This is a genomic window from Hoylesella oralis ATCC 33269 (assembly GCF_000185145.2).
Taxonomy (GTDB): Bacteria; Bacteroidota; Bacteroidia; order Bacteroidales; family Bacteroidaceae; genus Prevotella; species Prevotella phocaeensis.
The window spans coordinates 421,547-443,820 of the sequence record NZ_GL833119.1 but is presented as its reverse complement, the minus strand read 5'-3'; the positions used below and the strand labels follow the sequence as shown (position 1 = coordinate 443,820).

18 protein-coding genes and 2 tRNA genes are annotated in these 22,274 nt (G+C 45.3%); 8 read left to right on the top strand and 12 right to left on the bottom strand.

The window, feature by feature from the left end:
- Positions 1-6 precede the first annotated feature (6 nt).
- The 3 genes from HMPREF0663_RS04535 to HMPREF0663_RS04525 are packed head-to-tail and all read right to left on the bottom strand — an operon-like array spanning position 7 to position 6,594.
- The gene (locus tag HMPREF0663_RS04535; protein WP_004369064.1) at positions 7-1,695 is read right to left on the bottom strand and encodes a DUF5018 family protein; all 1,689 of its coding nucleotides are present in this window, start codon (positions 1,693-1,695) and stop codon (positions 7-9) included.
- Between the two features lie 16 nt (positions 1,696-1,711).
- Positions 1,712-3,358, bottom strand: coding sequence for a RagB/SusD family nutrient uptake outer membrane protein (locus HMPREF0663_RS04530; protein ID WP_004369063.1), 1,647 nt, complete (start codon positions 3,356-3,358; stop codon positions 1,712-1,714).
- 20 nt (positions 3,359-3,378) lie between these two features.
- Positions 3,379-6,594 carry a SusC/RagA family TonB-linked outer membrane protein gene (locus tag HMPREF0663_RS04525; RefSeq protein ID WP_004369062.1) on the bottom strand — a complete coding sequence of 1,072 codons (3,216 nt, stop codon included), beginning with the start codon at positions 6,592-6,594 and terminating at the stop codon, positions 3,379-3,381.
- Between the two features lie 173 nt (positions 6,595-6,767).
- Here HMPREF0663_RS04525 and HMPREF0663_RS04520 point away from each other — a divergent pair, with 173 nt between their 5' ends.
- From HMPREF0663_RS04520 to HMPREF0663_RS04495, 6 genes are all read left to right on the top strand, one after another.
- Complete coding sequence (locus HMPREF0663_RS04520; protein ID WP_004369061.1) at positions 6,768-7,862, top strand: DUF4434 domain-containing protein; 1,095 nt, start codon at positions 6,768-6,770, stop codon at positions 7,860-7,862.
- Between the two features lie 227 nt (positions 7,863-8,089).
- Positions 8,090-9,493, top strand: a complete 1,404-nt coding sequence (locus HMPREF0663_RS04515; RefSeq protein ID WP_004369060.1) for a sugar porter family MFS transporter — start codon at positions 8,090-8,092, stop codon at positions 9,491-9,493.
- Positions 9,494-9,497: 4 nt separating this feature from the next.
- Positions 9,498-10,778 (top strand): alpha amylase family protein, encoded by a 1,281-nt coding sequence (locus HMPREF0663_RS04510; protein ID WP_004369059.1) that lies wholly within the window; start codon positions 9,498-9,500, stop codon positions 10,776-10,778.
- Positions 10,775-12,181, top strand: coding sequence for a DUF5009 domain-containing protein (locus tag HMPREF0663_RS04505; RefSeq protein WP_004369058.1), 1,407 nt, complete (start codon positions 10,775-10,777; stop codon positions 12,179-12,181). Before HMPREF0663_RS04510 ends, HMPREF0663_RS04505 begins: the two co-directional genes overlap by 4 nt.
- Before the next feature lie 11 nt (positions 12,182-12,192).
- A complete protein-coding gene (locus HMPREF0663_RS04500; RefSeq protein WP_040560365.1) occupies positions 12,193-13,293 on the top strand; it encodes an SGNH/GDSL hydrolase family protein in 1,101 nt (366 codons plus the stop codon).
- Positions 13,290-14,483, top strand: coding sequence for an ROK family transcriptional regulator (locus tag HMPREF0663_RS04495; RefSeq protein WP_004369056.1), 1,194 nt, complete (start codon positions 13,290-13,292; stop codon positions 14,481-14,483). Before HMPREF0663_RS04500 ends, HMPREF0663_RS04495 begins: the two co-directional genes overlap by 4 nt.
- Before the next feature lie 107 nt (positions 14,484-14,590).
- On the opposite strand, the gene HMPREF0663_RS04490 is transcribed toward HMPREF0663_RS04495, so the two are convergent.
- Positions 14,591-14,663: transfer RNA gene (locus tag HMPREF0663_RS04490), tRNA-Phe, on the bottom strand.
- 121 nt (positions 14,664-14,784) lie between these two features.
- Between HMPREF0663_RS04490 and HMPREF0663_RS04485 the strand changes: the two genes are divergently transcribed.
- Positions 14,785-14,857 (top strand) — tRNA-Pro (locus tag HMPREF0663_RS04485).
- Positions 14,858-15,085: 228 nt separating this feature from the next.
- On the opposite strand, the gene HMPREF0663_RS04480 is transcribed toward HMPREF0663_RS04485, so the two are convergent.
- From HMPREF0663_RS04480 to HMPREF0663_RS04470, 3 genes are all read right to left on the bottom strand, one after another.
- A complete protein-coding gene (locus tag HMPREF0663_RS04480) occupies positions 15,086-15,508 on the bottom strand; it encodes a DUF6249 domain-containing protein (RefSeq protein ID WP_004369054.1) in 423 nt (140 codons plus the stop codon).
- Positions 15,509-15,575: 67 nt separating this feature from the next.
- Positions 15,576-15,893, bottom strand: coding sequence for a hypothetical protein (locus HMPREF0663_RS04475; protein ID WP_004369053.1), 318 nt, complete (start codon positions 15,891-15,893; stop codon positions 15,576-15,578).
- Positions 15,877-16,410 (bottom strand): RNA polymerase sigma factor, encoded by a 534-nt coding sequence (locus HMPREF0663_RS04470; protein ID WP_004369052.1) that lies wholly within the window; start codon positions 16,408-16,410, stop codon positions 15,877-15,879. The genes HMPREF0663_RS04475 and HMPREF0663_RS04470 overlap by 17 nt, the downstream gene beginning before the upstream one ends.
- Before the next feature lie 512 nt (positions 16,411-16,922).
- Here HMPREF0663_RS04470 and HMPREF0663_RS11905 point away from each other — a divergent pair.
- A complete protein-coding gene (locus HMPREF0663_RS11905) occupies positions 16,923-17,084 on the top strand; it encodes a hypothetical protein (RefSeq protein ID WP_155811931.1) in 162 nt (53 codons plus the stop codon).
- Positions 17,085-17,441: 357 nt separating this feature from the next.
- On the opposite strand, the gene HMPREF0663_RS04465 is transcribed toward HMPREF0663_RS11905, so the two are convergent.
- From HMPREF0663_RS04465 to HMPREF0663_RS04445, 5 genes are all read right to left on the bottom strand, one after another.
- Positions 17,442-18,056 carry a DUF4294 domain-containing protein gene (locus HMPREF0663_RS04465; protein ID WP_004369049.1) on the bottom strand — a complete coding sequence of 205 codons (615 nt, stop codon included), beginning with the start codon at positions 18,054-18,056 and terminating at the stop codon, positions 17,442-17,444.
- A gap of 92 nt (positions 18,057-18,148) precedes the next feature.
- A complete protein-coding gene (gene murQ, locus HMPREF0663_RS04460) occupies positions 18,149-18,973 on the bottom strand; it encodes an N-acetylmuramic acid 6-phosphate etherase (RefSeq protein ID WP_004369048.1) in 825 nt (274 codons plus the stop codon).
- Between the two features lie 11 nt (positions 18,974-18,984).
- Entirely contained in the window at positions 18,985-19,830 is an 846-nt protein-coding gene (locus HMPREF0663_RS04455; RefSeq protein WP_004369047.1) for a hypothetical protein, read from the bottom strand.
- 4 nt (positions 19,831-19,834) lie between these two features.
- Positions 19,835-20,989 (bottom strand): acyltransferase family protein, encoded by a 1,155-nt coding sequence (locus HMPREF0663_RS04450; protein WP_004369046.1) that lies wholly within the window; start codon positions 20,987-20,989, stop codon positions 19,835-19,837.
- Positions 20,990-21,039: 50 nt separating this feature from the next.
- Positions 21,040-22,269, bottom strand: coding sequence for an exo-beta-N-acetylmuramidase NamZ family protein (locus tag HMPREF0663_RS04445; RefSeq protein ID WP_016665407.1), 1,230 nt, complete (start codon positions 22,267-22,269; stop codon positions 21,040-21,042).
- Between the last annotated feature and the right edge of the window lie 5 nt (positions 22,270-22,274).

Below are 22,274 nucleotides of genomic sequence, written 5' to 3'. Positions count from 1 at the left end.
AATGTACTATTTATCAATACAGTCTATTTGGAGTCCACCGAACGACAAATGGGTGTTGGATGCATAGAAAATGTAGAGGAAGTAACCATCTTCGGAAGGTGTCATGAGTACGTCGCCGAAACGGCCGTCGCCGGCAAAGCCCACCGTGCCGTATAGATCAGCTACCTTATATGTATATTTAAGCGCTCCGCTGCTTGCAACGTCTCCCGAGAGGGATGATGGATTAGAAGCATCGTACAGATAGACATGGCCGGGAAGCCCCCAGCTGGGCCAATACCCAATCTCAAACAGTGTGAAATACTTCGCATTGTTAAATTCACGCGTATCTATCGCACCGTCGTTAAAGCCCCATGCAGAGCCCGATGTATTGGCCATCAGGCCGGTAGGATTAGTCCATGCATTGGCAAAATATAGTTTATCGGCACCTCCGTTGTAATAATCGAAGAAGCAACCGTCGGCCACATTAGCAGAACGTGCCACCACCTTTGCATTGCTGTCTTGCCCTCCCCATGCATTTACTCCGCTGAAGAGAATGTTCTCGGGTGAACCCACTACGCCGTTACTCACGATCCATCGGATACAGTTCGTTGAATTGTCTACCGTGGCTGTGATGATAGCATCCTTGGCAAGGTCGCCCTGTACATGCAGACGTGAACCCATTCCCACACCTAATTGATTATTGTAAGATATCAATAATGTAGGCTTAACGGTAACGGAATTGGTCTTGTAAATGTTAAGCACGGAGCCGCTGCCAGCATAGTTGCAGATGAGCATGTTGCCGTTATTGTCGCTTGTGATCGCTCCGGTGGGAATGGCATCTCCTATATCAATGGTGCCGAGCTTTGTTCCGGTGGCTTTCTTGAAATACTGTGGCGTCGAACCATCGCCCAAGTTCAATATCACATGCCGGCCGATACATGCCAGCGTGGGATGTATGGCGTTGGCGTCTGTTACGCCCAGTGTTGTCATGTCTTTCTCAAAGAGCAGCGTCTCACTGCCCTTGCGATAACCGTTTTGCAGCTTTGGCGGAATGAAGCGGTTCACCTGATAAACAGCTTTGTCGGTACCATTGTCGGCAGTAACAGTAAACTGTATACCATTGTTCATGTCATGAGGTATAGACGGATCTGGGCTGATCGTAGCATGTGCAGAAAGCGTAACTTCCGCTGTTGCCTGTGAAAGATCTTCTCCAGTCATAATGGATACCGTCTTATTATCTTCATCAATAATACCTGTAAGTTCATTAGAGGTTAGGAAGAAAGCCTTTAGTGCGCATTTGTTCGATCTTGTCATCTTACCGGAAATTGTGATATCTTTCTTGTTTCCGTAAGGATCGGTATAAGTGAAGGTATTCTTTTGGTTTAGATCGAGCACCGACAGGGCTGGGCTTATCGTGCAATTGTTCTCCAAAGTGGCCACCAGTTTCATCGACTTCATATACTCGGCCGTTGTTTCGTCGCTCTCTTCTGGATAATAGTAGGGAACGGGAATCACATAATCAGTTACGGAAGCATTGTTGGGAATAGCCCAGTCTATTGCCAATTTATCGATATTCGGCCCCGATGTAAAGTAGGCTTTCAAACTTGTTATGCCGGAACGATCGGCCGTGGGCGCAACGTTCTCCTCGTCTGCACAGCTGCCCGTAACCACAGCCGTAAACAGAAAAGCACATATATACGCAAAATACTTGTTCATATATTTGTAGTTTTAGTTATTTCCATTCTGCGAACTGCTCTATTTCCCTATTGTTTTCTATTTCTTTTAGCGGTATCGGGAAACGATTCATCTTAGCAGGATAATCAAGGTTTTGGTTGTCTACCTCTACATAAGAGTAAGTAAAAGTACCATCATCGTTTTTTATTATTTTCAATCCATGGCGTCGGATGCCTGTAAGCTCGGATGTGGAAAGGCCCCAACGCCGCATATCCCAATAATAAAGTCCTTCGAAAGCCAGTTCTACTTTGCGCTCGTGACGAAGGGACTGGAACAACTGTTCACCGCTTTGCCCTTTGATTTCGGGAAGACCGACACGGGTTCTTACCAAGTTGATATACTTCATTGCATTTGTATTATCATTCAAACGAAAACAGGCCTCGGCATAATTCAGATAGACTTCGCCCAAGCGGAAAGCTATCCAAGGCTGCGAACTGGACTGCTGTGTAGCAAAATAGTGTTTTTCGTCGACTAACTTGCGAAGATAATAACCGGTTGTGGTACGTCCCTCTGTTTGAGGATCAACCTGCCACGTACACCAGCCGTCTGCTCCGCCGATATATGGTTCTATCGTACGTTCTTTCCATATAGATTTGTTATACAAAATTGTAGCATGGAAGCGTGGTTCCAATTGGTCGTACGGAGGTTCTTGAGTCGTACCGTCGGTTGTATGCCATGTACTCCAATCGGCTTTGCCACCGGTTTTTAATTCATATTCTTCGATCATTTCTTGCGTGGGTGTTGCGAAACCACCATACATCGTATTGCCTGCAAGTGTATGATCGCCACCGGGAGCATAATATCCGTCGAAGTTATGAGTCACATTACCTGCTACACTGTAACTGTATTGGAAAATAGCTTCGCTATTACCAGATGTAAAGGCATCTGCATAGTTGGCCGTCAAAGTGTATCCCATTGCGATAACCTTTTCGCAAGCCTCTTTTACGGCATTCCAATTCTGGCAATATAGCATGACTCTTGACATCAATGCGTAAGCCGCTCCACTCGTTAGTCTTCCGGTAGGACTATTGCTGACCGACAGATGTTCGCCAGCGTACTTCAAATCGTTATAAACAAAAGTCCAGCAATCTTCTTCCGAACCCATGGCTTTGTTCGTATTTATCTGTGAAAGATCTTCCGTATATAGGATCGCCTGATGATAGCGTTTCAACAATTCAAAGTAATACATGCCGCGGAAGAAGTGTAGTTCTCCTGAAAGTTGTTTCGTGGTTACACTATCGAGACTGCTTGCATTCAACCTTGATAAGGCTTCGTTCACACGACGGATATACTCGTATGTGCTTTCCCATATTCCCATATACACATCCACGTAGCTGGCAGTCAGCACCATACCTCCATAAGATATTTCATTGGGAATGTAGTTCTCGGCGTTGTAGTTCATATTACCGTATTTGAACTCATCGGTCAATCCTTCCGTCATTCCTGCCAGACACTGATAATTGTTATAACTGCCTAACCGTGGAATACCCTCATAGAAATCGTTTACTGCCATCCTTGCGTATTCCGCACGGCTCCATACGATTTTTTCGGTTGCCTTATCCGTAGGATCTATATCGAGAAAATCATTGCACGAAGTCAATCCGACAAAAGCAGTTATAAATAAAACTAAATATTTCACTTTCATAATTCAATCGGTTTATAAAATCAGAATGTAATATTGATACCGCCCATAAACGTACGCTGTTGCGGGTAGTAACCGTTATTAACTCGGGGAGATTCCGGATCGATACCTGTAGGCAGATCGTCAAGCGTGAACAGGTTGGAACCTTCAACAAATACACGTACTCTTTGAATACCCACGAAATGTATCCATGCTTTCGGCAACGTATATCCCAATTGAGCAGTCTTTAAACGGATGTAATCGCCTTTCCGCATCCAAAAGGTGGAAGCTAAACCGTTATTACCCCCATGACTGGTCTGTGAAAGAGTTATACGCGGATATTTACCATTTGGATTGTCAATGCTGTAAGAATCTCTTACAAGCCATAAAGGAGAATTAGCTCCTTCCTTGAAAGTCTGCGACCATACCGTATTATCATCATATCCATTGTAATAAGTACCCAATAAAGAGACGTCGAACTTAAATCCTCCTGTGAACTGTAAATTCAGATCGAACCCGTTCCACGATGCCCCGATGTTAAGTCCCATCATCACTTGTGGCCTGTTACTGCGACCGATAATAGCTTTATCCTGCTCATCAATCACATTATCTCCGTTCTTGTCTTTATATTTAATGTCACCTACATTAGGGCGGCTACCATACCATGCCGATTTCGTAATCTCTTCTTCCGAACGGAATAAGCCTTCAGCTTCCCATGCATAGTAAGCATCTACACTGGTACCGACCACCTTACGCCATTCCATTGTATTGGGACTATCCGGATAACGCAACCATTTGCTTTTAGCGTAAGTCATGTTTAAGTTGACGGAATAATCGAATGGACTACCTGCCAATGTGAAACGGTTGCGATGACTGATCGACCATTCAAAACCATAATTGCAATAGCGGTTATTATTTTTCCACGTAGGGTAATAACCACCCATTGAGGGAGCCTTATCGCCTCCCATTCTTGCCAACAGGTCGTAATTCAGGTTATAGAACCAGTCGAATTCTAATCCTAAAAGGCCGTGCCACAACGTAGCATCGAACCCGATATTCTGTGAACGCGTCTTAGACCAAGTGAGCTCTAAATTAGGAATAGCGGTAGAATACAGCGAACGGTAAGCTGTTCCGTTGGAAATCCAGTTTGTTCCGAAGTCGTAGGTACTAAGAAAAGAGTAGGGCGGAACACCATCATTACCAAGTAAACCTACGGACAAACGGATTTTCAAATCATCGAGCCATGATTTAGATTGCTCCATGAATTTCTCGTTAGTGATCCTCCAACCGAGAGACAAAGACGGGAAAAAGCCCCATCGCTTATTGGATACATTACCGCTGAAGTTATAGGAGCCGTCGTATCTGCCGCTGAATTCTGCCAGATAAGTATTGGCATAATCATATTTTAAACGGAAGATATAACCGGCAGTACGGGTATGTCCGCTGTATCCGGCAATCGGATTCTTTTCAATGGCATCACCTAAAGAGAGCTCGGGAAGTTCTGCAAAAGGTACATGATAGGCATAGGCAGAAAATCCGTTTTCCTTCCAATCGCGGGCTTCCACCAAGAGCATTGCATCTATATTATGCTTTCCGAGGAGTCTGGCATACTCTATACTCAACTGTCCTACCAGCTGTTGCGATGTATATTGCCCATCGCCCACATGATTTAGGTTAGAGCTTGCGTCGCGCGGATCATCTTTTAACGAGTACACACCGAAACTATCGGATGCTGTCGACATAGTATAAGTCTGATAAGGTGTATCCAAGTTCTTATTTTGCGAGGAAAGATAATCGTAAGAACCCGCAGCTTTAAACGTAAGACCGGTTAGCCACGGTGCGGCATATTCAAGCGAGAGATTGGAATTAAGCTCGAAACTGTTGGTCTTTTTATAGCCGGATTGATAGATGGCAGCCAACGGACTGTAAACTACGGAGGCATTATTAGGTATTGTACCCGTATAGAGACCTTTGTATTGTTCCGGCAAATAAGGGCGCATCATAATAGCTTGATGCCCGATAGAGAGCCACCCCACTTCGTGGGAAACCTCGGAACCGTCGTCAGAACCGCCCGAGTTATAGCCCGGGGTACGCCGTCTTCCCACATTTCCAAGGGCACCGAAAGTAATCTTCCAATCCTTTCCGAGTTTGGAATCCAGATTGACACGCATGTTATAACGGCGGTAATCGAAGTTGTCGATATTTCCTTTCTGGTTCATAAACCCACCGGATAGCAGATAGTGCATATCGGATGTTCCACCCTGTAAAACCAAATTATGCTTTACATTGGTACCGGTGCCGAACACTTTATCTATATAATTCACATTATCCCATCCGTCTGTAGGATCTCCGTTGAGCATATCCTTTATGTTTTTCTCCGTAAAAATGGGCTTATAGTCTTCACGTTTCGTAATCGTACCATTGGCCAGTTTGTCCATCATGTCTGCCATATTATAATAATGTGCAAACTCGGGACCATTCATAAACTCGGGGAAATTGGCATTTACAGAGATACCATATTGGCCGCTGTAACTAAGCTGCGGTTTCCCTTCACGCCCTTTTTTAGTTGTCACGATAACCACGCCGCCGGCTGCATTCAGTCCGTAAACAGCTGCCGAAGCGCCATCTTTCAGTACAGAGATACTCTCAATGTCGTTCGGATCGATATCGCTTATCGAACGAGGCATGCCATCCACAATATATAATGCATTGTATTGAGAACCGCGAATTCTTAAAGATGCTTGGTCTTTACCCGGCTCTCCGGACTCCTGTACGGAAGAAAGTCCGGGTAACTTTCCACCGAGTAAACTCGATACATTGGTAGAAGGGCCTTTGAGCAACTCATCGCCTTTAATGGCAGATACGGCTCCTGTGAGCGATTGTTTCTTGGCTGTACCGTATCCAACTACCACAACATCGTTCAATGTTGAGGCATCGTCTTCCATTATCACATCTACAGTACGCCTGTTACCAACCCTGATTTCTTGACTCTTCATACCAACATAAGAGAATAGAAGTACATCGCGAGCATCGGCACGAATACTGTAATTTCCATTGATATTCGTAATCGTACCATTTCCGGCGCTTCCCTTCACCAAGACGCTTACACCGACAAGAGCCTCGCCGGCAGCATCTTTCACAACTCCCTGAATAATGTTCTGTGCATTACTCGGATAAGCAGCAACGAACAAAAGCATCCAAAGCAGCAAAGCAAACCTGTGTTGTGAAAGGAACTTTTGAAATAAAGTAACAAAGAACATAAAAGTAATTTTTAGTTAAAGCATGATATTGATAGAAAATTCTGTGCAAATATAGGCTTAATTATACTAACTTCCAAAATTTTTTCAATAAATCTTTGGCTAATACTTAATATTTTTGTAAATTGCACCCGAATTTAATTCAAAGATTAAATAATTAAACCTTAATTAATAAAATGGTAAGCAGAAGAAAATTTATTGAGAAAACAATGCTTGCAGGTCTGTCGGCCGTGGTAGCTCCACAGTTGCTGAACGCCAAAGAGAGGCTGTTGCCGCAGCAGCAACCGGTACTGCCTAAAGAGAATGGAGATACCTCTCGCTATCTTGTAAAGAAGGACAACGGCCTGCGAATAACAGGAACTTTCTTAGACGAAATATCGCATGACATCCCTCATCAGAACTGGGGAGAGAAGGAATGGGAGCAGGATTTCCGTTACATGAAGGCCATCGGCATCGACACGGTGATCGTTATTCGCGCGGGATACCGCAAATTCATTACTTATCCTTCACCTTATTTATTAAAGAAAGGATGTTACATGCCTTCGGTAGATCTGATCGACATGTTTCTCAGGTTGGCAGACAAATACGGAATGAAGTTCTATTTCGGCCTTTACGACTCGGGGCATTACTGGGACACGGGCGATATGTCGCAGGAATTGGAAGACAACAAATATGTCATCGAAGAGGCATGGAAGCTCTATGGAAAGCACAAAAGTTTCAAAGGTTGGTATATAAGTACGGAGATAAGCCGGCAGACAAAAGGTGCCATCAATACGTTCCATACGATGGGCAAGCAATGTAAAGACGTATCGGGAGGCCTGCCTGTTTTCATTTCTCCGTGGATAGACGGTAAAAAAGCCGTAATGGGTACAGGCAAAATGACGAACGACCAAGCCGTTTCCGTACAGCAACATGAGAAGGAATGGAACGAGATTTTCGACGGTATACACGATGTGGTAGACGCTTGCGCATTCCAAGACGGGCACATAGACTATGATGAATTGGATGCTTTCTTTACCGTAAATAAGAAGTTGGCAGACAAATACGGCATGCAATGTTGGACAAATGCCGAGACTTTCGACCGCGACATGCCGATACATTTCTTGCCGATAAAGTTCGATAAGCTGCGAATGAAGCTGGAAGCAGCACACAGATGCCGATACGACAAGGGCATTACGTTCGAGTTTTCTCACTTCATGAGCCCGCAATCGGCCTATATCCAAGCCCATCATCTTTACGACAGATATAAGGAATATTTCAATATAACATGAACCGAAATATAAGATTGGCAACGACACGTTTGTTATACGTCCGGATTAGATATTCCATCTGTCGTCCTTACATTTCCCATCTATGCGGCTTATATATACCATGTAGCAATACTATGAATAGCAGTTTGTTATAACGGGAAAACGAATTATGCCGGAACATAGGACAAAACGTTTGGCCAAAAAAACTTCAGAAATCATTGAATCTACCATAATATAAAACAACAACAATGAACACATCCGTAAGATTGGGGTATATAGCTTTTCTCTCAATCGTTGCCGCTGTAGGCGGCCTGCTGTTCGGATACGACACTGCAGTGATATCCGGAACGATAGAACAAGTTACCTCTCAATTCTCTCTCAACACCCTGCAGCAAGGCTGGTACGTGGGTTGTGCACTGATAGGCTCCATTTTGGGCGTTGCTTCTGCAGGAATTATGAGCGACAGATTGGGCAGGCGTCCCACAATGTTTATCTCTGCATTCCTTTTCACCTTGTCGGCTATTGGCTGTGCTGGCAGTTCCAGTTTCTCATGGTTGGTATTTTATCGTCTCATAGGGGGTGTGGGCATCGGTATCGTATCTATCGTTGCGCCGATGTATATTTCCGAGATTGCCGTCACTACCTATCGGGGCAGGCTGGTTTCGCTTTACCAATTAGCCATCACCGTGGGCTTTCTTGCAGCCTATTTCGTTAATTATCTCTTGCTCGACATATCGGAGTCTTCTACATTCTCGGCAGGATGGATGCAGCTTATCTTTGCAGACGAGGTCTGGAGAGGCATGCTCGGTATGGAGACTTTGCCGGCTGCAGCGTTCTTTTTAATTCTGTTTTTCATTCCCGAAAGTCCCAGATGGTTCATCGTAAAAGCAAAGGAAAACAAGGCAAGGCATATCTTTTCGAGGATTTACCGGAACAACGGCGACGTGGAAAAGCAGATCGCGGACACGGCGTCTATGCTGTCTTCCGAGGCAAAGTCGGAGTGGCGCGAGCTGCTTCGCCCGGGTATATTGAAAGCGGTTATAATAGGTGTTTGCATCGCCATATTGGGACAGTTCATGGGAGTGAACGCTGTACTCTACTATGGTCCGTCTATTTTCAAGGAAGCAGGTATGAACGATCCGCTGTTCTGTCAGGTTCTGGTGGGCGTTGTCAATATGCTTACAACGGTTATCGCCATGCTTATTATAGATAAGGTGGGGCGCCATAAGCTGATTTATTACGGTGTGTCGGGCATGATCGCATCTCTTGTTCTCATTGCCGCATACTTCATGTTCCCCAATATGTTCTCGGTTTACTTCATGCTTACCTTTTTTCTTTTCTATGTCTTTTGCTGTGCCATCTCCATCAGTGCCGTTGTATGGGTTCTACTCTCGGAGATGTATCCCAACAGTGTACGTGGATTAGCCATGTCGATAGCCGGTTTTGCCCTTTGGATAGGTACATATCTTATCGGACAACTTACGCCTTGGATGCTCGAGAACCTGTCTCCGGCAGGAACGTTTGTGCTGTTTGCCATGATGTGTATTCCCTATATGCTCATCATGTGGAAACTTGTTCCCGAGACGGCGGGCATGTCTTTAGAGGATATCGAACGCTATTGGACGAAAGAAAAGAACGAAAAACAATCATAAGAATATGAAAAGACTGCTTGCTATCGCCTTGGTTATGGCGCTTGCCACACAACTGTATGCAGGAAAACGGGCGCTGATGTGGTTCGACGGAGAGGCTAATTTCCGCCGTTTCAGCAATACCGACAGCATAGATTATTACCTGAATAAAGTGCACGACATAGGCTTTACGGACGTTGTAATAGACGTGAGACCGATCACGGGTGAAGTTCTGTTCGATTCGAAGTATGCTCCTCGGATGCGCGAATGGAACGGCTATCAACGGAAAGACTTCGATTATCTGGGACATTTCCTGACTTCTGCTCACCGTTTGGGTATGAAGGTACATGCTTCTCTGAACGTATTCGTTGCCGGACATAACTATTTCGACCGCGGTCAGATATATACCTCTCACCCCGATTGGGCGTCTGTTGTCTATACGCCCCACGGTCTTATGCCCATTACTCGGCAGAAACAGAAGTATTCGGCTATGGTTAATCCGTTGAATAAAGAGTTCCGTTCGCACATCTTACACGTGCTGTGCGAGCTGGTAGAGAAGTACCCTATGCTCGACGGACTTATCTTAGACCGCGTGCGTTACGATGGTATCGAGGCGGATTTCTCCGCATTATCCAAGTCTGCATTCGAGAAATATACGGGAAAGAAGATCGGCAAATGGCCGCAAGACATATTTAAATGGAAAGACGGCAAGGTGGTGCGTGGCAAATATTTTAAAGAATGGATAGAATGGCGGGCACGAGTTATCCGCGACTTCATGGCCGAAATGCGGGAAAAAGTTAAGGAGGCGAACCCGAAAATCAGCTTCGGAACCTATACGGGAGCATGGTATCCTTCGTATTACGAGGTGGGTGTAAACTTCGCAAGCAATACTTATGATCCCTGCAAAGATTATGACTGGGCGACGAAAGACTATAGGAAAACGGGCTACATGGAACTGCTCGACTTATATACCACGGGAAATTATTATACGGACATTACGCTGGCGGATGCGCAGAAGAACCGTTCCGGTGTGAAAAACGAGACCGATTCGGAAACTCAATACGGCTCTTGGTATTCTGTAGAGGGTTCTTGCGAGCATTTGAGACCTATTCTGGGCGGGCATCCTTTCTATGGAGGTATGTTGGTAGACCAACTTTACGGAGAGCCCGAGAAAATACATGAAGCCGTAGAGATGAACCTGAAAAAGTCGGATGGTCTGATGGTTTTCGACATTTGTCACTTGATAGCCCGCCCCGAACTCTGGGCTGAAATAGAAAGAGGCATGCGGTCGGGAGGAATGATTCGATGAAACAAGAAAGAGCACATGCCCTCGACGCACTGCGCGGTTATGCCATCATGACCATGATACTATCGGCAACCGAGGCCTTCAGAGTGTTGCCGGCGTGGATGTATCATGCCCAAGTGCCGCCGCCCGACCATGTTTTCAATCCTTCCATCTACGGCATCACGTGGGTAGATCTTATCTTTCCGTTCTTCCTGTTCTCTATGGGAGCTGCCATTCCTTTGTCTTTGGGGCGGCAATACAAAGCAGGAGCATCGTTGCGAAAACTTTGTCGGAAGAGTGCGATCCGATGGTTAAAGCTGGCGTTCTTCGCTATTTTCATCTATCATACATTCCCCTTTATGCTGGGTTATCGGCAGGAGTGGCTTCGATATGCGGTGCCGTTGGCAGGCTTTGCCTTGATGTTCGTGCTGTATGTACCGAACCCGTTTCGCCTTCCGGAACTATGGCGGAGAATTGTAAACGGTGCAGCATACGTCGTTGCCGGAGCGATATTGTTGCTACAGCCCTATGCCGACGGTAAACCGTTTTCGCCGAACGATTACGACACGATCATACTGATACTCTCCAATGTAGCCGTAGTGGGCTCGATCATCTATTTGTTTACGATGAAAAAACCTTATGTTCGGTTTGTCGTTATGGTATTCATCGTTGCTTTGTTTCTCTCTTCCGAGACCGATGGATCGTGGCAGCAGGCTGTTTGCAGCTTCACTCCGGTTGCATGGCTCTACCAACCTGCTTTCTTAAAGTATCTGCTTATCATTCTTCCGGGTACGTTTGCGGGAAATATGTTGTACCGTTGGCAAAGCGAATACGGTGCAACAGACGCCGATAAAGTTACGGAACGCCATGTAGCGCCGTTGGCTCTTGCGGTGGTTTTAGCGGTTATTATCGCTAACGTGATTTTGCTTTATTGCCGAATGATGGCGGTTAATCTTGCGGTTACTGTCCTCTTGTTCGCCGTTCTACATTGGGTTCTGAAGGGTGATGGGGCAGAAACGAAGCTGTGGCGAACGCTTTTTCACCACGGTGCGTTTTATCTGTTGCTGGGCTTGTGCATGGAGGCGTTTCAAGGAGGTATACGGAAAGACGATGTAACTTTTAGCTATCTTTTCACGACCACCGGTCTTGCATTCCTCGCATTGCTGGCTTTTTCCGTCATAAGCGACCATTACCGGTGTAGCTTTATTTCTAAACCGCTCGAACTTACCGGCAAAAATCCCATGATTGCGTATGTGGCTTCTTCGATGGTTGTTATACCTGTTCTTACACTCTTAGGTATCTATCGCTATATTGATATGCTGTCGGTAACGGCTTGGACAGGATTTCTGAAAGGTATAATACTGACAGCTTTGAGCATGGGCGTGGCCGTTTGTTTCACAAAAAGGAAATGTTTCTGGAAAACTTAAATATTAAATATATGAGACGAATAATAGGAATTATCATGCTGTTGCTGCTGCCTACGGCGGGCGCTCTGGCCAAAATCGACTACGAAAAGAAGATACTTGGTACAGACAGCAACATTTCTTACACCGGACGTACGGAAAGAACGGCCGACGGAACCGTAAGATACGATTGGGTGGGAACTTACTTCCAGACCGATTTCACCGGCGGTTCCGTCGCCGTAAGTATCTCTGATACGGGTACGAGTTTCCACAATCTGTTTATCGATGGAAAGCTGATTAAGAAGATTAAAGTTAATGGGAAGGAGCCACGTAACGTGGTGTTGGCCGACGGACTCGGCAAAGGTATTCACCGACTTTGCTTGCAGAAATGCACTGAAGGAGAATACGGATGTACGACTATCTACGGTTTCAGCCTTGCAAAAGGCGGCACCTTGAAAGCCGTTGCCCCCAAAGAGAGGATGATAGAAGTTATCGGCGACTCTTATACTTGCGGCTTCGGTACGGAGAGTAACAATGCAAACGACAGGTTCCAATTGGAAACCGAGAATTGTAATAAGGCATACGGATGTATCATTGCACGCTATTTTAATGCCGATTATGCACTGATAGCCCACTCCGGACAGGGACTGATCAAGGATTGGGGCGACACGGTACAGGTGTCGGCACAAAACATGAGCACCCGTTACATGCAGGTGTACGACAATTATAACCGTAAAACTTACGACTTCAAGGCGTATCGTCCGCAGCTTGTCATTATCAACCTCGGTACCAATGACTTCGCCTCGGGGGCCATACCTACCGCCGAACAGTATGTCGGAGCTTATCTGAAACTCATAGACACCGTTAAACTGCACTACGGAGATATCCCTGTCTTTTGCATAATACCCCATTCGGCAGGGCTCTATCTCACGGCATGTCTTCGTCAATTGAAAGAGAAAACCGCCGCGCATAATCATATCTATGTGGCTTCTCCGATGCCAGATATCATCACGCAAGACTATGATCTGGGTGCTGCATGGCACCCGAATTACCAAGGACAACGTAAGATTGCCATGACGCTTATTCCGCAAATATCGGCCATCATGGGGTGGCAGCTAAATTCGTACGACCTATGATAAATATGTTTCAAAATGACAAAGACTCGAAGAACAGCATCATTAAGAGCAAAATCATCGAGTATTTCATCCTTAACGGTAACTCCACGAACACAGATCTCTCGAAGGAACTGAATTTAAGTGTACCGACTGTGTCAAAAATCATCAATGAAATGTGTGAAGATAGTTTCGTGATAGAATACGGAAAGTTGGAAACTACAGAAGGTAGAAAGCCCAACCTCTACGGATTGAACCCCGATTCGGGCTATTTCATCGGTGTGGATATCAAACAAAATACGGTGAATATCGGTCAGATGAACTTTAGGGGAGACCTCGTAGAGCTATCGATGGACGAGCCTTACCGGTTCCAAAATACGCCCGAAGCACTCGATGAACTGTGCGTACACATTCAGCACTTTATCGATAACCTTAACATAGCTCGCGAGAAAATACTCGATATAAATATCAATATATCGGGACGTGTAAACCCTGACACGGGCTATAGTTACAGTCTGTTTAACTTCTCAGAGGTGCCGCTTACTAAGTTGTTGTCCGATAAAATAGGTTGTCAAGTAACGATAGACAATGATACGAGAGCTATGACTTTCGGCGAATATATGAAAGGATGCGTAAAAGGTGAGAAAGATATATTGTTTGTAAATCTCAGTTGGGGGCTCGGATTAGGCATCGTTATTGATGGAAATCTCTATAAAGGTAAGTCGGGATTTTCGGGAGAGTTTGGCCATATGCCGGCTTTCGACAACGAGATTATCTGTCATTGCGGTAAGAAAGGATGTCTCGAAACCGAAGCATCGGGCAAGGCGTTCATACGCATTGTCAGCGAAAGAATTAAAAATGGAGAAACTTCAATATTGCCCGACAGCGGCAATGAGGAATATTCACTGGAAGAACTTATCGATGCTACCAATCGTGAAGATCCTCTCTGTCTCGATGTTCTTGAAGGTATCGGCCAGAAACTCGGCAAGGCCATCGCCACATTAATAAACATCTTCAACCCCGAATTGGTTGTTATCGGTGGAACGATGTCCCAAACAGGAAACTTCCTTATGCACTCTATCAATACTTCTATCTTGAAGTATTCGCTGAATCTTGTCAATAAAGACACCAAGATTTGTATTTCGAAGCTGAAAGACCGTGCAGGTGTCATCGGTGCCTGTATGCTGGCTCGCAAATCAGTACTTGATGCATGACCGATATACAATGCCGATAACTTTACAGTTACTCGGTGCAATCATAGATTAACAACAAAAAACTCCTGAATTCAAAATATAAATTCAGGAGTTACATTTTCTGTATGTGGTGCCACCAGGAATCGAACCGGGGACACAAGGATTTTCAGTCCTTTGCTCTACCAACTGAGCTATGGCACCATTTCCTACCTTAGAAACGGGTGCAAAGGTAAGTCTTTAAAACCGGTCTTGCAAATTTTTCCTTATAAAATTGTTTCTGTTTCAGAAAAATACCGTACCTTTGCACCCGCAAAACAATGCACGGGATGTAGCGCAGTTGGTAGCGCACTACGTTCGGGACGTAGGGGTCGGGCGTTCGAGTCGCCTCATCCCGACTATCAAGTGGCAGATGAAACTATTCATTTGCCACTTTTTTATTTCTCTACCTTCCCTGTTTTTACGAAAGATAAGATATCTGTAGACTTATCGGATATTCGACTCATCTTTTCTGTGCAATTAAAAAAGAAAAAGTAGAAAATTCAAATGAGATAATAAAAGAACTGTGGTAAAACAAGAAAAAGGAGTATCTAAAAACGACACTCCTATATAAACAAAAAGATAATTTATAATATTATTACTGTTTTTCTATATTGCTTTCCTCTTGCCGGGCATGTTCTTTTGCTTCCATTTTGTTTTTTTAGAAAGAATGAAACGAACATTCCGAAACCTATACCTACGGCTAAAATAATCCAAAGGCCTAAGCCTTTTTCCTCATTTATGCCAAGGAGAAGCGCTACTGCATACCCCAATCCTAAGCCAAGAAGTACACACCCCCACAAAAGAATGTTATATTTATCTTCTTTCTTCATTGGTTTTACCAGTATTTTGGCTATTTCCATATCCACATGGTTGTTGATGATGGACTGGCGTATCTCTTTCTCATTTTTCTTTTTATGGTAATCTATGATATAACCACCTATAATAGCTATGATGCCAACCAACATTCCCATGATTGAATTAATTGCAAAAACCCACATTTCATTCATAATTATTACGTATTTTATTTGTTAGACTTCTATTAAAAAGACAATCTGCCTATCCGATTATTACATCTCATTCAAAAGAAAATTCGCCTATTGCTTTATATGCAAAAACGAATATCGTAGCAATAAAGAATACCATGGAAACAATAACAGTTTGTGAAGACGAATTCGACACGATTATCTCGTAAGCAGAGTAAAGCATGAACATAACAAGAAGAGGGAACCCGAAGCAAAAGGCCAAAAGCCGTGCCCATCGGCAAAACTCTGCATGCCTTTTCCGCTTCTTCATGGTCATCATCACCTGCCGATGGATGTCTTCAAGCACTTCTCTGCGTTCAAAAGTATCTTTTATCAGAGTGTTGAACTCATTATCATTGATTTCTTTCATTTTGAATTTCTTTTTTTAAACGTTCACGAATGCGATGTAATTTTACCAAGACATTACTTTTTGTCATACCAAGAGTTTTTGCTATCTCGTCGGTTTTCATCCTTTGATAGTAGTGCATGCAGATAATATTCCGATCGGATGGAGATAGTCTGCCGATGGCTTTCTCCATCAGTTGTAACAGTTGCTCGTGCTCATCCGAATATTCTTGAGGATGCTCTGCGATAACGGTCTGTTCTATAGGTTCTGCATGCCTCTTCCGTTCTTTACAGAGAGTGTTTAGAGCAATGTGCACTGCCACGGCATTGAGCCATGGACCTAAAGAAGTTCCTTTCCAACTATCGAGGTTGATATAGGCTCGGATAAAAGCTTGTTGGGTTATTTCCTTGGCCAATTCTTCGCGTTTTACGATGCTAAGGACTTTCGAAAAAACCTTTCCCGAATATCGTCCGACTATTTCGCGATAACACTTGGTATCGCTTTTACAGAGAATCCTATCTATGATCTCCCTATCTTCCATTTTTTAAGATTTCTATTATATAGACCGCGAACCGATACTTTTATTACACGAGTTCGAATATTTAATCTTTTAAAAACTATGTTTACCGAAAATAAATAATGATTTTTTATCTGCTTATTTAAAAACATCTTATCCATATATGCACTTATATGTTTTTATTATTTTATCGTCATACCGCCATGTTAGAAGAAGGTTTCTGATCATAAGGTAGTTGTGATGGTATTATGAGTAATTAAATGACAGTAAAATTTCATATAGACATGCCTTCCCTCGGTCTTATACATACCCTCCAACAAACGTACACCTATCTTGTATTAATGATATAATATATTTGTATAAGGCATGCCTTTCTGTTGTACGAAAGAAACATGTCTTTTTCGGAATAGTCAATATATGTGTCTTTCACTATATTACAGTCATGCTGTTGTGCAAAAACTATCGTATTGCAATGATAAACAGCGATTTGAAAAGGTGCTGATAAATGACAGGAAAATATATATTCTTATTAGAATATGATGGTTCTTTTAAGCAATAAGTCGGTTTCTGTCAGTGTTTTCAATAATCATCATGGGCATCTTGAGCGTGAAGTCGTAAGAACGAAGAGCCCTCGAACTCTTTCGCAAGAAATAAATGTGTATAAACAACAGAAAGAAATCTCTGCTTATACATCATGAACCACGGAGGTTGACGCGATGAAGCACGGAGGTTGACACGATAAAGCACGGAGGTTTACACGGTGAACCACGGAGGTTGACACGATGAACCACGGAGGTTGACACGATGAAGCACGGAGGTTTACGCGATGAACCACGGAGGTTGACACGGTGAACCACGGAAGTTTACGCGATGAACCACGGAGGTTGACACACGTTCCATGGAGCGATTATAGGACAAGACACATGGAAACGTCGCTCGATAACGTTTGTAAATTATATGAATTATAGAAGATTTAAAAGGCGATGTAATGCAATTGATGAAACATAATGGGAATGAATGTATATTCTTATGCCTGCTTCAGGTTAGGTTTTATGCTATAATTGGCCCGCCTCCACCTGCAATACTACGCGTTCGGTCAGTCGGTCTACGCCGTTCGGATCGTATTTCTTGGTGAGACTGGCACCGAAAGTCCACGCGAAAGCCTGCCAAAAACCGGCCCTGATCGGGCCCATGAACGCCTGTATAAGTTGATACGAAGAAGAGTTGCACTCACGAAAAACAAGTTTGATGAGTAGTTTTCCCTGCTGATAAGACAGCTTTTTCATGCGCGGGGTGTACTCCTTACGGATGCTCTTCTCTACCAATTTCATGTGTTCATCCTTGGCTTTCTTGTTCGGTAAGGTCTCCAAATACTCGTAGGTCTCGAGGATAATTTGCCTGACTTCCTTGGCTATGGGTAACACTTTCTTGATATTATACACCAAACGGTTGTAGGCTTGGCGTTCCTGTTCGCTTTTGAACACCGGTTGAGGGTACACATACACGTTGTTCATCTCCACATACTGTATGGAATCGACACCGTTAAGCACCTTACCCACCTTGAGCAACGGCTCAAAAGTAGGATTGTCCATATCAACAGTCCTGTCTTCAGGGTTGATATGTCCCGGCCGTTCGGTCTGTGCCTGCAACTGCAAGCATGCCGACATCATAAGTACGATGCACCACCTTCGCATAACTACGGCAAAAATAGTGATATTTTTTCGGCCGCAGAAATTATTTTGTTTTAATTAAATTAATATGCTTATTTGCCATCTTCGGCGCGATAGGCATCGATAGCCTTCTTTACCGAGCCGTACATCAGCAGGATGCGACGGGCATGATTGTAGTCGAGTCCGAGCTCGTCTACGATCATTCGTGTGCCACGATCTACGAGTTTTTGATTGGTAAGCTGCATGTTTACCATGCGATTTCCCTTTACGCGTCCGAGTTGGATCATTACGGAAGTGGATATCATGTTAAGGATCATCTTCTGTCCTGTGCCCGACTTCATGCGCGAACTGCCTGTTACGAATTCGGGGCCTACTACCATTTCGATGGGTACATCCGATACCTCGGCCATAGGCGAGTCGGGGTTACTCGTGATACAGCCCGTCAATATGCCGTGCTCACGGGCTTTGCGTAGGGCGCCGATGACGTAAGGCGTGGTGCCCGATGCGGCAATTCCGATCACTGTATCTTTGGTGTTGATTTCATGTTCTTTCAGTTCTTCCCATCCGCGTTGCTCATCGTCTTCGGCTTTTTCTACGGCATTGCGCAGTGCAGTGTCGCCTCCGGCGATGAGACCGATAATGTGTGTAGGTGCCACACCGAATGTTGGCGGTATCTCCGAAGCATCGAGAACGCCGAGACGTCCGCTGGTTCCCGCTCCCATATAGAAGATGCGCCCGCCTTTTTTCATGCGCGGAACGATGAGCGACACAAGTTTTTCTATCTGCGGAATGGCCTTTTCAGTGGCGAACGCCACCTTCTTGTCTTCGGTATTGATGTCTGTGAGCAGTTCGTGTATCGTCTTCTTCTCCAAGTTGTCATAGAGTGAAGGCTGCTCAGATATTTTGATGAAAGCCATGAGTGGGTGGGTTAAATTGTGCCGTTGTGATATTCTATGAGCCCTTTCATAGGAGCCTGTATAATACGTCCGAGCGTCATGCCTTCGGCATGCAGTGCGTCTTCGAGCGGAGCACGGAAGTAATAGGCAATCGAACCGTTGAACCCAATGGGCGTATGTTGCCATCCTGCGTACTGTTTCACATTGCGTACGAGGAACCGACGGAAGCTCTCGACCACGAGATTGTATATGTTAGCATCGTCGAGATGCTCGCTTAAGAAAGGTACGAAGCCTGCCAAGAAGCGGTTAGGCAACTTCTGACGGTACACACGATCGATGATTTCGGCCGGTGTGAGGGCATATTTCGCGTTGAAAGCATCGATGATGGGCTGCGGAAGTTGCCGTTTCAGAATGTCTCCCACGAGCGTCTTTCCGAGTACTGCGCCGCTTCCTTCGTCGCCAAGTATGAAACCCAACGGCGATACGTTGTGTGTTATCTTCTCGCCATCGTAAGCACAAGAGTTGCTTCCCGTGCCGAGTATGCAGGCAATGCCCGCCTTATGTCCGCACAGGCTGCGCGCTGCAGCGAGCATATCTGTAGCCACTTCGCATTGTCCGCCGATGTTCAGTGCGCGTTTTAACGCCCCTGCAACAATGGTACTTTTTTCGGGTGTGCAGCCTGCCCCGTAGAAAAACACGCCGTCGACAGTATTCGAGGGGAGCTCGGGCACAAGGGTTGTACGGAGTTCTTCGGCTATGTCTTCTTCCGTTTGGTAGAAAGGATTGAAACCGCATGTTTTAACTGTCAGTCTTACCTGACCGTTGTCTACCAAACACCAGTCGGTTTTGGTAGAACCGCTATCTGCTAATAATATCATAATTTTATATATATTTTTTCTTAAATAGGTAATATCCGCATGCCCAGTTCAGTATCACGTAGAGCAAAGCCCACGCCAAAGAGGCGGCTTTCACGCTGCACAGCACGGGCATGAGCAGGTTGTCGAACGTGAAGGCATGGATACTGGCGCCGCCAATAAGCGGAAGCATGGAAATCGGGATGAGCAACAAGTCGGACAACACATATAATGCCAAAGGATTAACGCCGAACACTTGGAAGAACAGAGTGCCCTTGTTTTCGTGTCCGTGCTTGTCAATATACCACGTAAGCAGGGCAAGTAACGTCGACGCCAAGCCGCATGTTACCATTGCAAAGGTAGGAGTCCACAGCTTTTTGCTGATAGGACAGGCGTAAGACAATAGAAATCCCGCAAATGTAAGCAGTGCTCCGATGAGGAACAGTCGCTCTATTTTGTCGTTAAGGTTCTGCATTTCCATCACCGTGCGCCCCACACAAAAGCCGATAAGTACATGGGCGAGGGCGGGGAACGTGCTCAATAATCCTTCAGGATCGGGACTCTCCCAGCGATACACATGCCCATGACCGAGGACGGCATCGTCTACTATAGCCAGAATGTTAGAAGCATCGTGGGCATAGCCGTTGCAGGTTTCCAAAAGAATGTAATAACCTATGAAAATTATAGCGATGAGCCACGGGATGTATTTATGCTTTACGGAAAGGGCAACGACCGCTGCCAGCCCGTAACAAATGCCGAGTCGCGGCAATACACCGAGGAGGCGCAACTGATCGAAGGTATTTACAGACGCCCATAATCGACTTCCGAAAGGCATGGAGCTCATATCGGGATCAAGCAAACCTCGGCAGAACATGAACAACCATGAGATAGCAAGGCCGATCAACCATAGCAATAATGCCCGCTTGGCAATCTTCCGACCGCATTCCACCGACCATTTGAACTCGAATTTTTTAAGCGACAGATACGTTGTGATACCCATAATGAACATGAAGAACGGGAAAACCAAGTCGGTAGGTGTGAGTCCTATCCATTCTGCATGCTCTAACGGAGCGTACACAGTGTCTGTTCCCGGGTTGTTCACGAGTATCATGCCCGCGATGGTCATGCCTCGCAGGATGTCTACTGCCAATATGCGTTTCTTCTGTTGTGTTGCAGTGTCCATACCGTTTTCGTTTTTTAGCTGACGATTGTCCCGCTTTTGCGCAACTTTGTTTATTTATATAAGTAATATTTTTGCGAGAGCCGACGGAATGCCTCTGCATCTTTGTCCCAATAAGAGCGGGCGTCTGCCCACCGATGATGCTGCATGAAAAGCCGGCGTATCTTCTTCGAGCCGCACACTTTGTCGAACATATCCTTGCGATCGTTAGAGGCTTGCTGTAATATATCGTGGTCGGGATAGAGACGATACAGCTCCTGAAGCAGGTAAAACTGCGTATCGCAGAGCCGCGCCTTGCCGTAATCAGTGAAATACACCTGCACGCCTTGCAGTTCCTTACCCATGCCTTTGCTGTAGAAAGGAGAGTAGTAAATCGGGCGGAAGGTTACTCCTTGCAGGTTCAATGCGTTCATTGCCGAAGCCAATTCGTGCGCTTTTATCCACGAAGCACCGAAGATTTGGAACGGAAGCGTGTAGCCTACGCCGATCGAAATGCCGTCGAGTTCGCCCACAATGCCCGATACGGCGTAGAAAGGTGCCGAAATCGGTTCCGGTATATGGGGCGACGGCAGTACCCATGGCAACCCTGTGTCGGTGTAAGTCATTCTGCGTTTCCAACCTTTCATCTTGATCACGGTCAAATCGCACTTGGCTCCGAGCATGTTTTCGCCATTGAGCATCAACGCCAACTCGCCCACGGTAAGGCCGTAGACGTAGGGTATTTTAAGTCTGCTGACGAATGATATACAGTCGTCTTCGGTAATGTTGCCCTCTATTTTTAGGCCTCCGAGCGGGTTAGGACGGTCGAGCACCACTACTTGAATATTGTTTTCGGCGGCTGCTTTCATAATGTTGCCGAGCGTACTGATATAGGTAAACGAGCGGCACCCGATGTCTTGAATGTCGTAAACCAGCACGTCGATGCCTTGAAGCATCTCTTTCGCCGGCACACGATACTTGCCGTAAAGCGAATAAACGGGCAGTCCGGTGGCTTCGTCTCTGTTGTCTTCCACCTTTAAACCGGCATGAGCGCTGCCACGCACACCGTGTTCAGGGCCGAACAGGGCTACCAGTTTAATGCCCCGAACGGCCGCCAGAATATCAACATCCGATTGCAGTTCGTTGTCTACCCCCGTGGGATTGGTTACGAGCCCCACCCGTTTGCCTTCAAGAACCTTGAAGTTTTGCTGCTTCAGCACCTCTATTCCCGTGAGCACTTTTACCTTGGCAACTGCGCTAAAGCAGCAGCATAACACAGCAAGGCATAAAACATATTTTTTCATGTGCG

Coding starts and splice junctions, on each gene's coding strand:
- HMPREF0663_RS04535 (WP_004369064.1), bottom strand. CDS start 1,695: ATGAACAAGTATTTTGCGTATATATGTGCTTTTCTGTTTACGGCTGTG.
- HMPREF0663_RS04530 (WP_004369063.1), bottom strand. CDS start 3,358: ATGAAAGTGAAATATTTAGTTTTATTTATAACTGCTTTTGTCGGATTG.
- HMPREF0663_RS04525 (WP_004369062.1), bottom strand. CDS start 6,594: ATGTTCTTTGTTACTTTATTTCAAAAGTTCCTTTCACAACACAGGTTT.
- HMPREF0663_RS04520 (WP_004369061.1), top strand. CDS start 6,768: ATGGTAAGCAGAAGAAAATTTATTGAGAAAACAATGCTTGCAGGTCTG.
- HMPREF0663_RS04515 (WP_004369060.1), top strand. CDS start 8,090: ATGAACACATCCGTAAGATTGGGGTATATAGCTTTTCTCTCAATCGTT.
- HMPREF0663_RS04510 (WP_004369059.1), top strand. CDS start 9,498: ATGAAAAGACTGCTTGCTATCGCCTTGGTTATGGCGCTTGCCACACAA.
- HMPREF0663_RS04505 (WP_004369058.1), top strand. CDS start 10,775: ATGAAACAAGAAAGAGCACATGCCCTCGACGCACTGCGCGGTTATGCC.
- HMPREF0663_RS04500 (WP_040560365.1), top strand. CDS start 12,193: ATGAGACGAATAATAGGAATTATCATGCTGTTGCTGCTGCCTACGGCG.
- HMPREF0663_RS04495 (WP_004369056.1), top strand. CDS start 13,290: ATGATAAATATGTTTCAAAATGACAAAGACTCGAAGAACAGCATCATT.
- HMPREF0663_RS04480 (WP_004369054.1), bottom strand. CDS start 15,508: ATGAATGAAATGTGGGTTTTTGCAATTAATTCAATCATGGGAATGTTG.
- HMPREF0663_RS04475 (WP_004369053.1), bottom strand. CDS start 15,893: ATGAAAGAAATCAATGATAATGAGTTCAACACTCTGATAAAAGATACT.
- HMPREF0663_RS04470 (WP_004369052.1), bottom strand. CDS start 16,410: ATGGAAGATAGGGAGATCATAGATAGGATTCTCTGTAAAAGCGATACC.
- HMPREF0663_RS11905 (WP_155811931.1), top strand. CDS start 16,923: ATGATGGTTCTTTTAAGCAATAAGTCGGTTTCTGTCAGTGTTTTCAAT.
- HMPREF0663_RS04465 (WP_004369049.1), bottom strand. CDS start 18,056: ATGATGTCGGCATGCTTGCAGTTGCAGGCACAGACCGAACGGCCGGGA.
- murQ (WP_004369048.1), bottom strand. CDS start 18,973: ATGGCTTTCATCAAAATATCTGAGCAGCCTTCACTCTATGACAACTTG.
- HMPREF0663_RS04455 (WP_004369047.1), bottom strand. CDS start 19,830: ATGATATTATTAGCAGATAGCGGTTCTACCAAAACCGACTGGTGTTTG.
- HMPREF0663_RS04450 (WP_004369046.1), bottom strand. CDS start 20,989: ATGGACACTGCAACACAACAGAAGAAACGCATATTGGCAGTAGACATC.
- HMPREF0663_RS04445 (WP_016665407.1), bottom strand. CDS start 22,269: ATGAAAAAATATGTTTTATGCCTTGCTGTGTTATGCTGCTGCTTTAGC.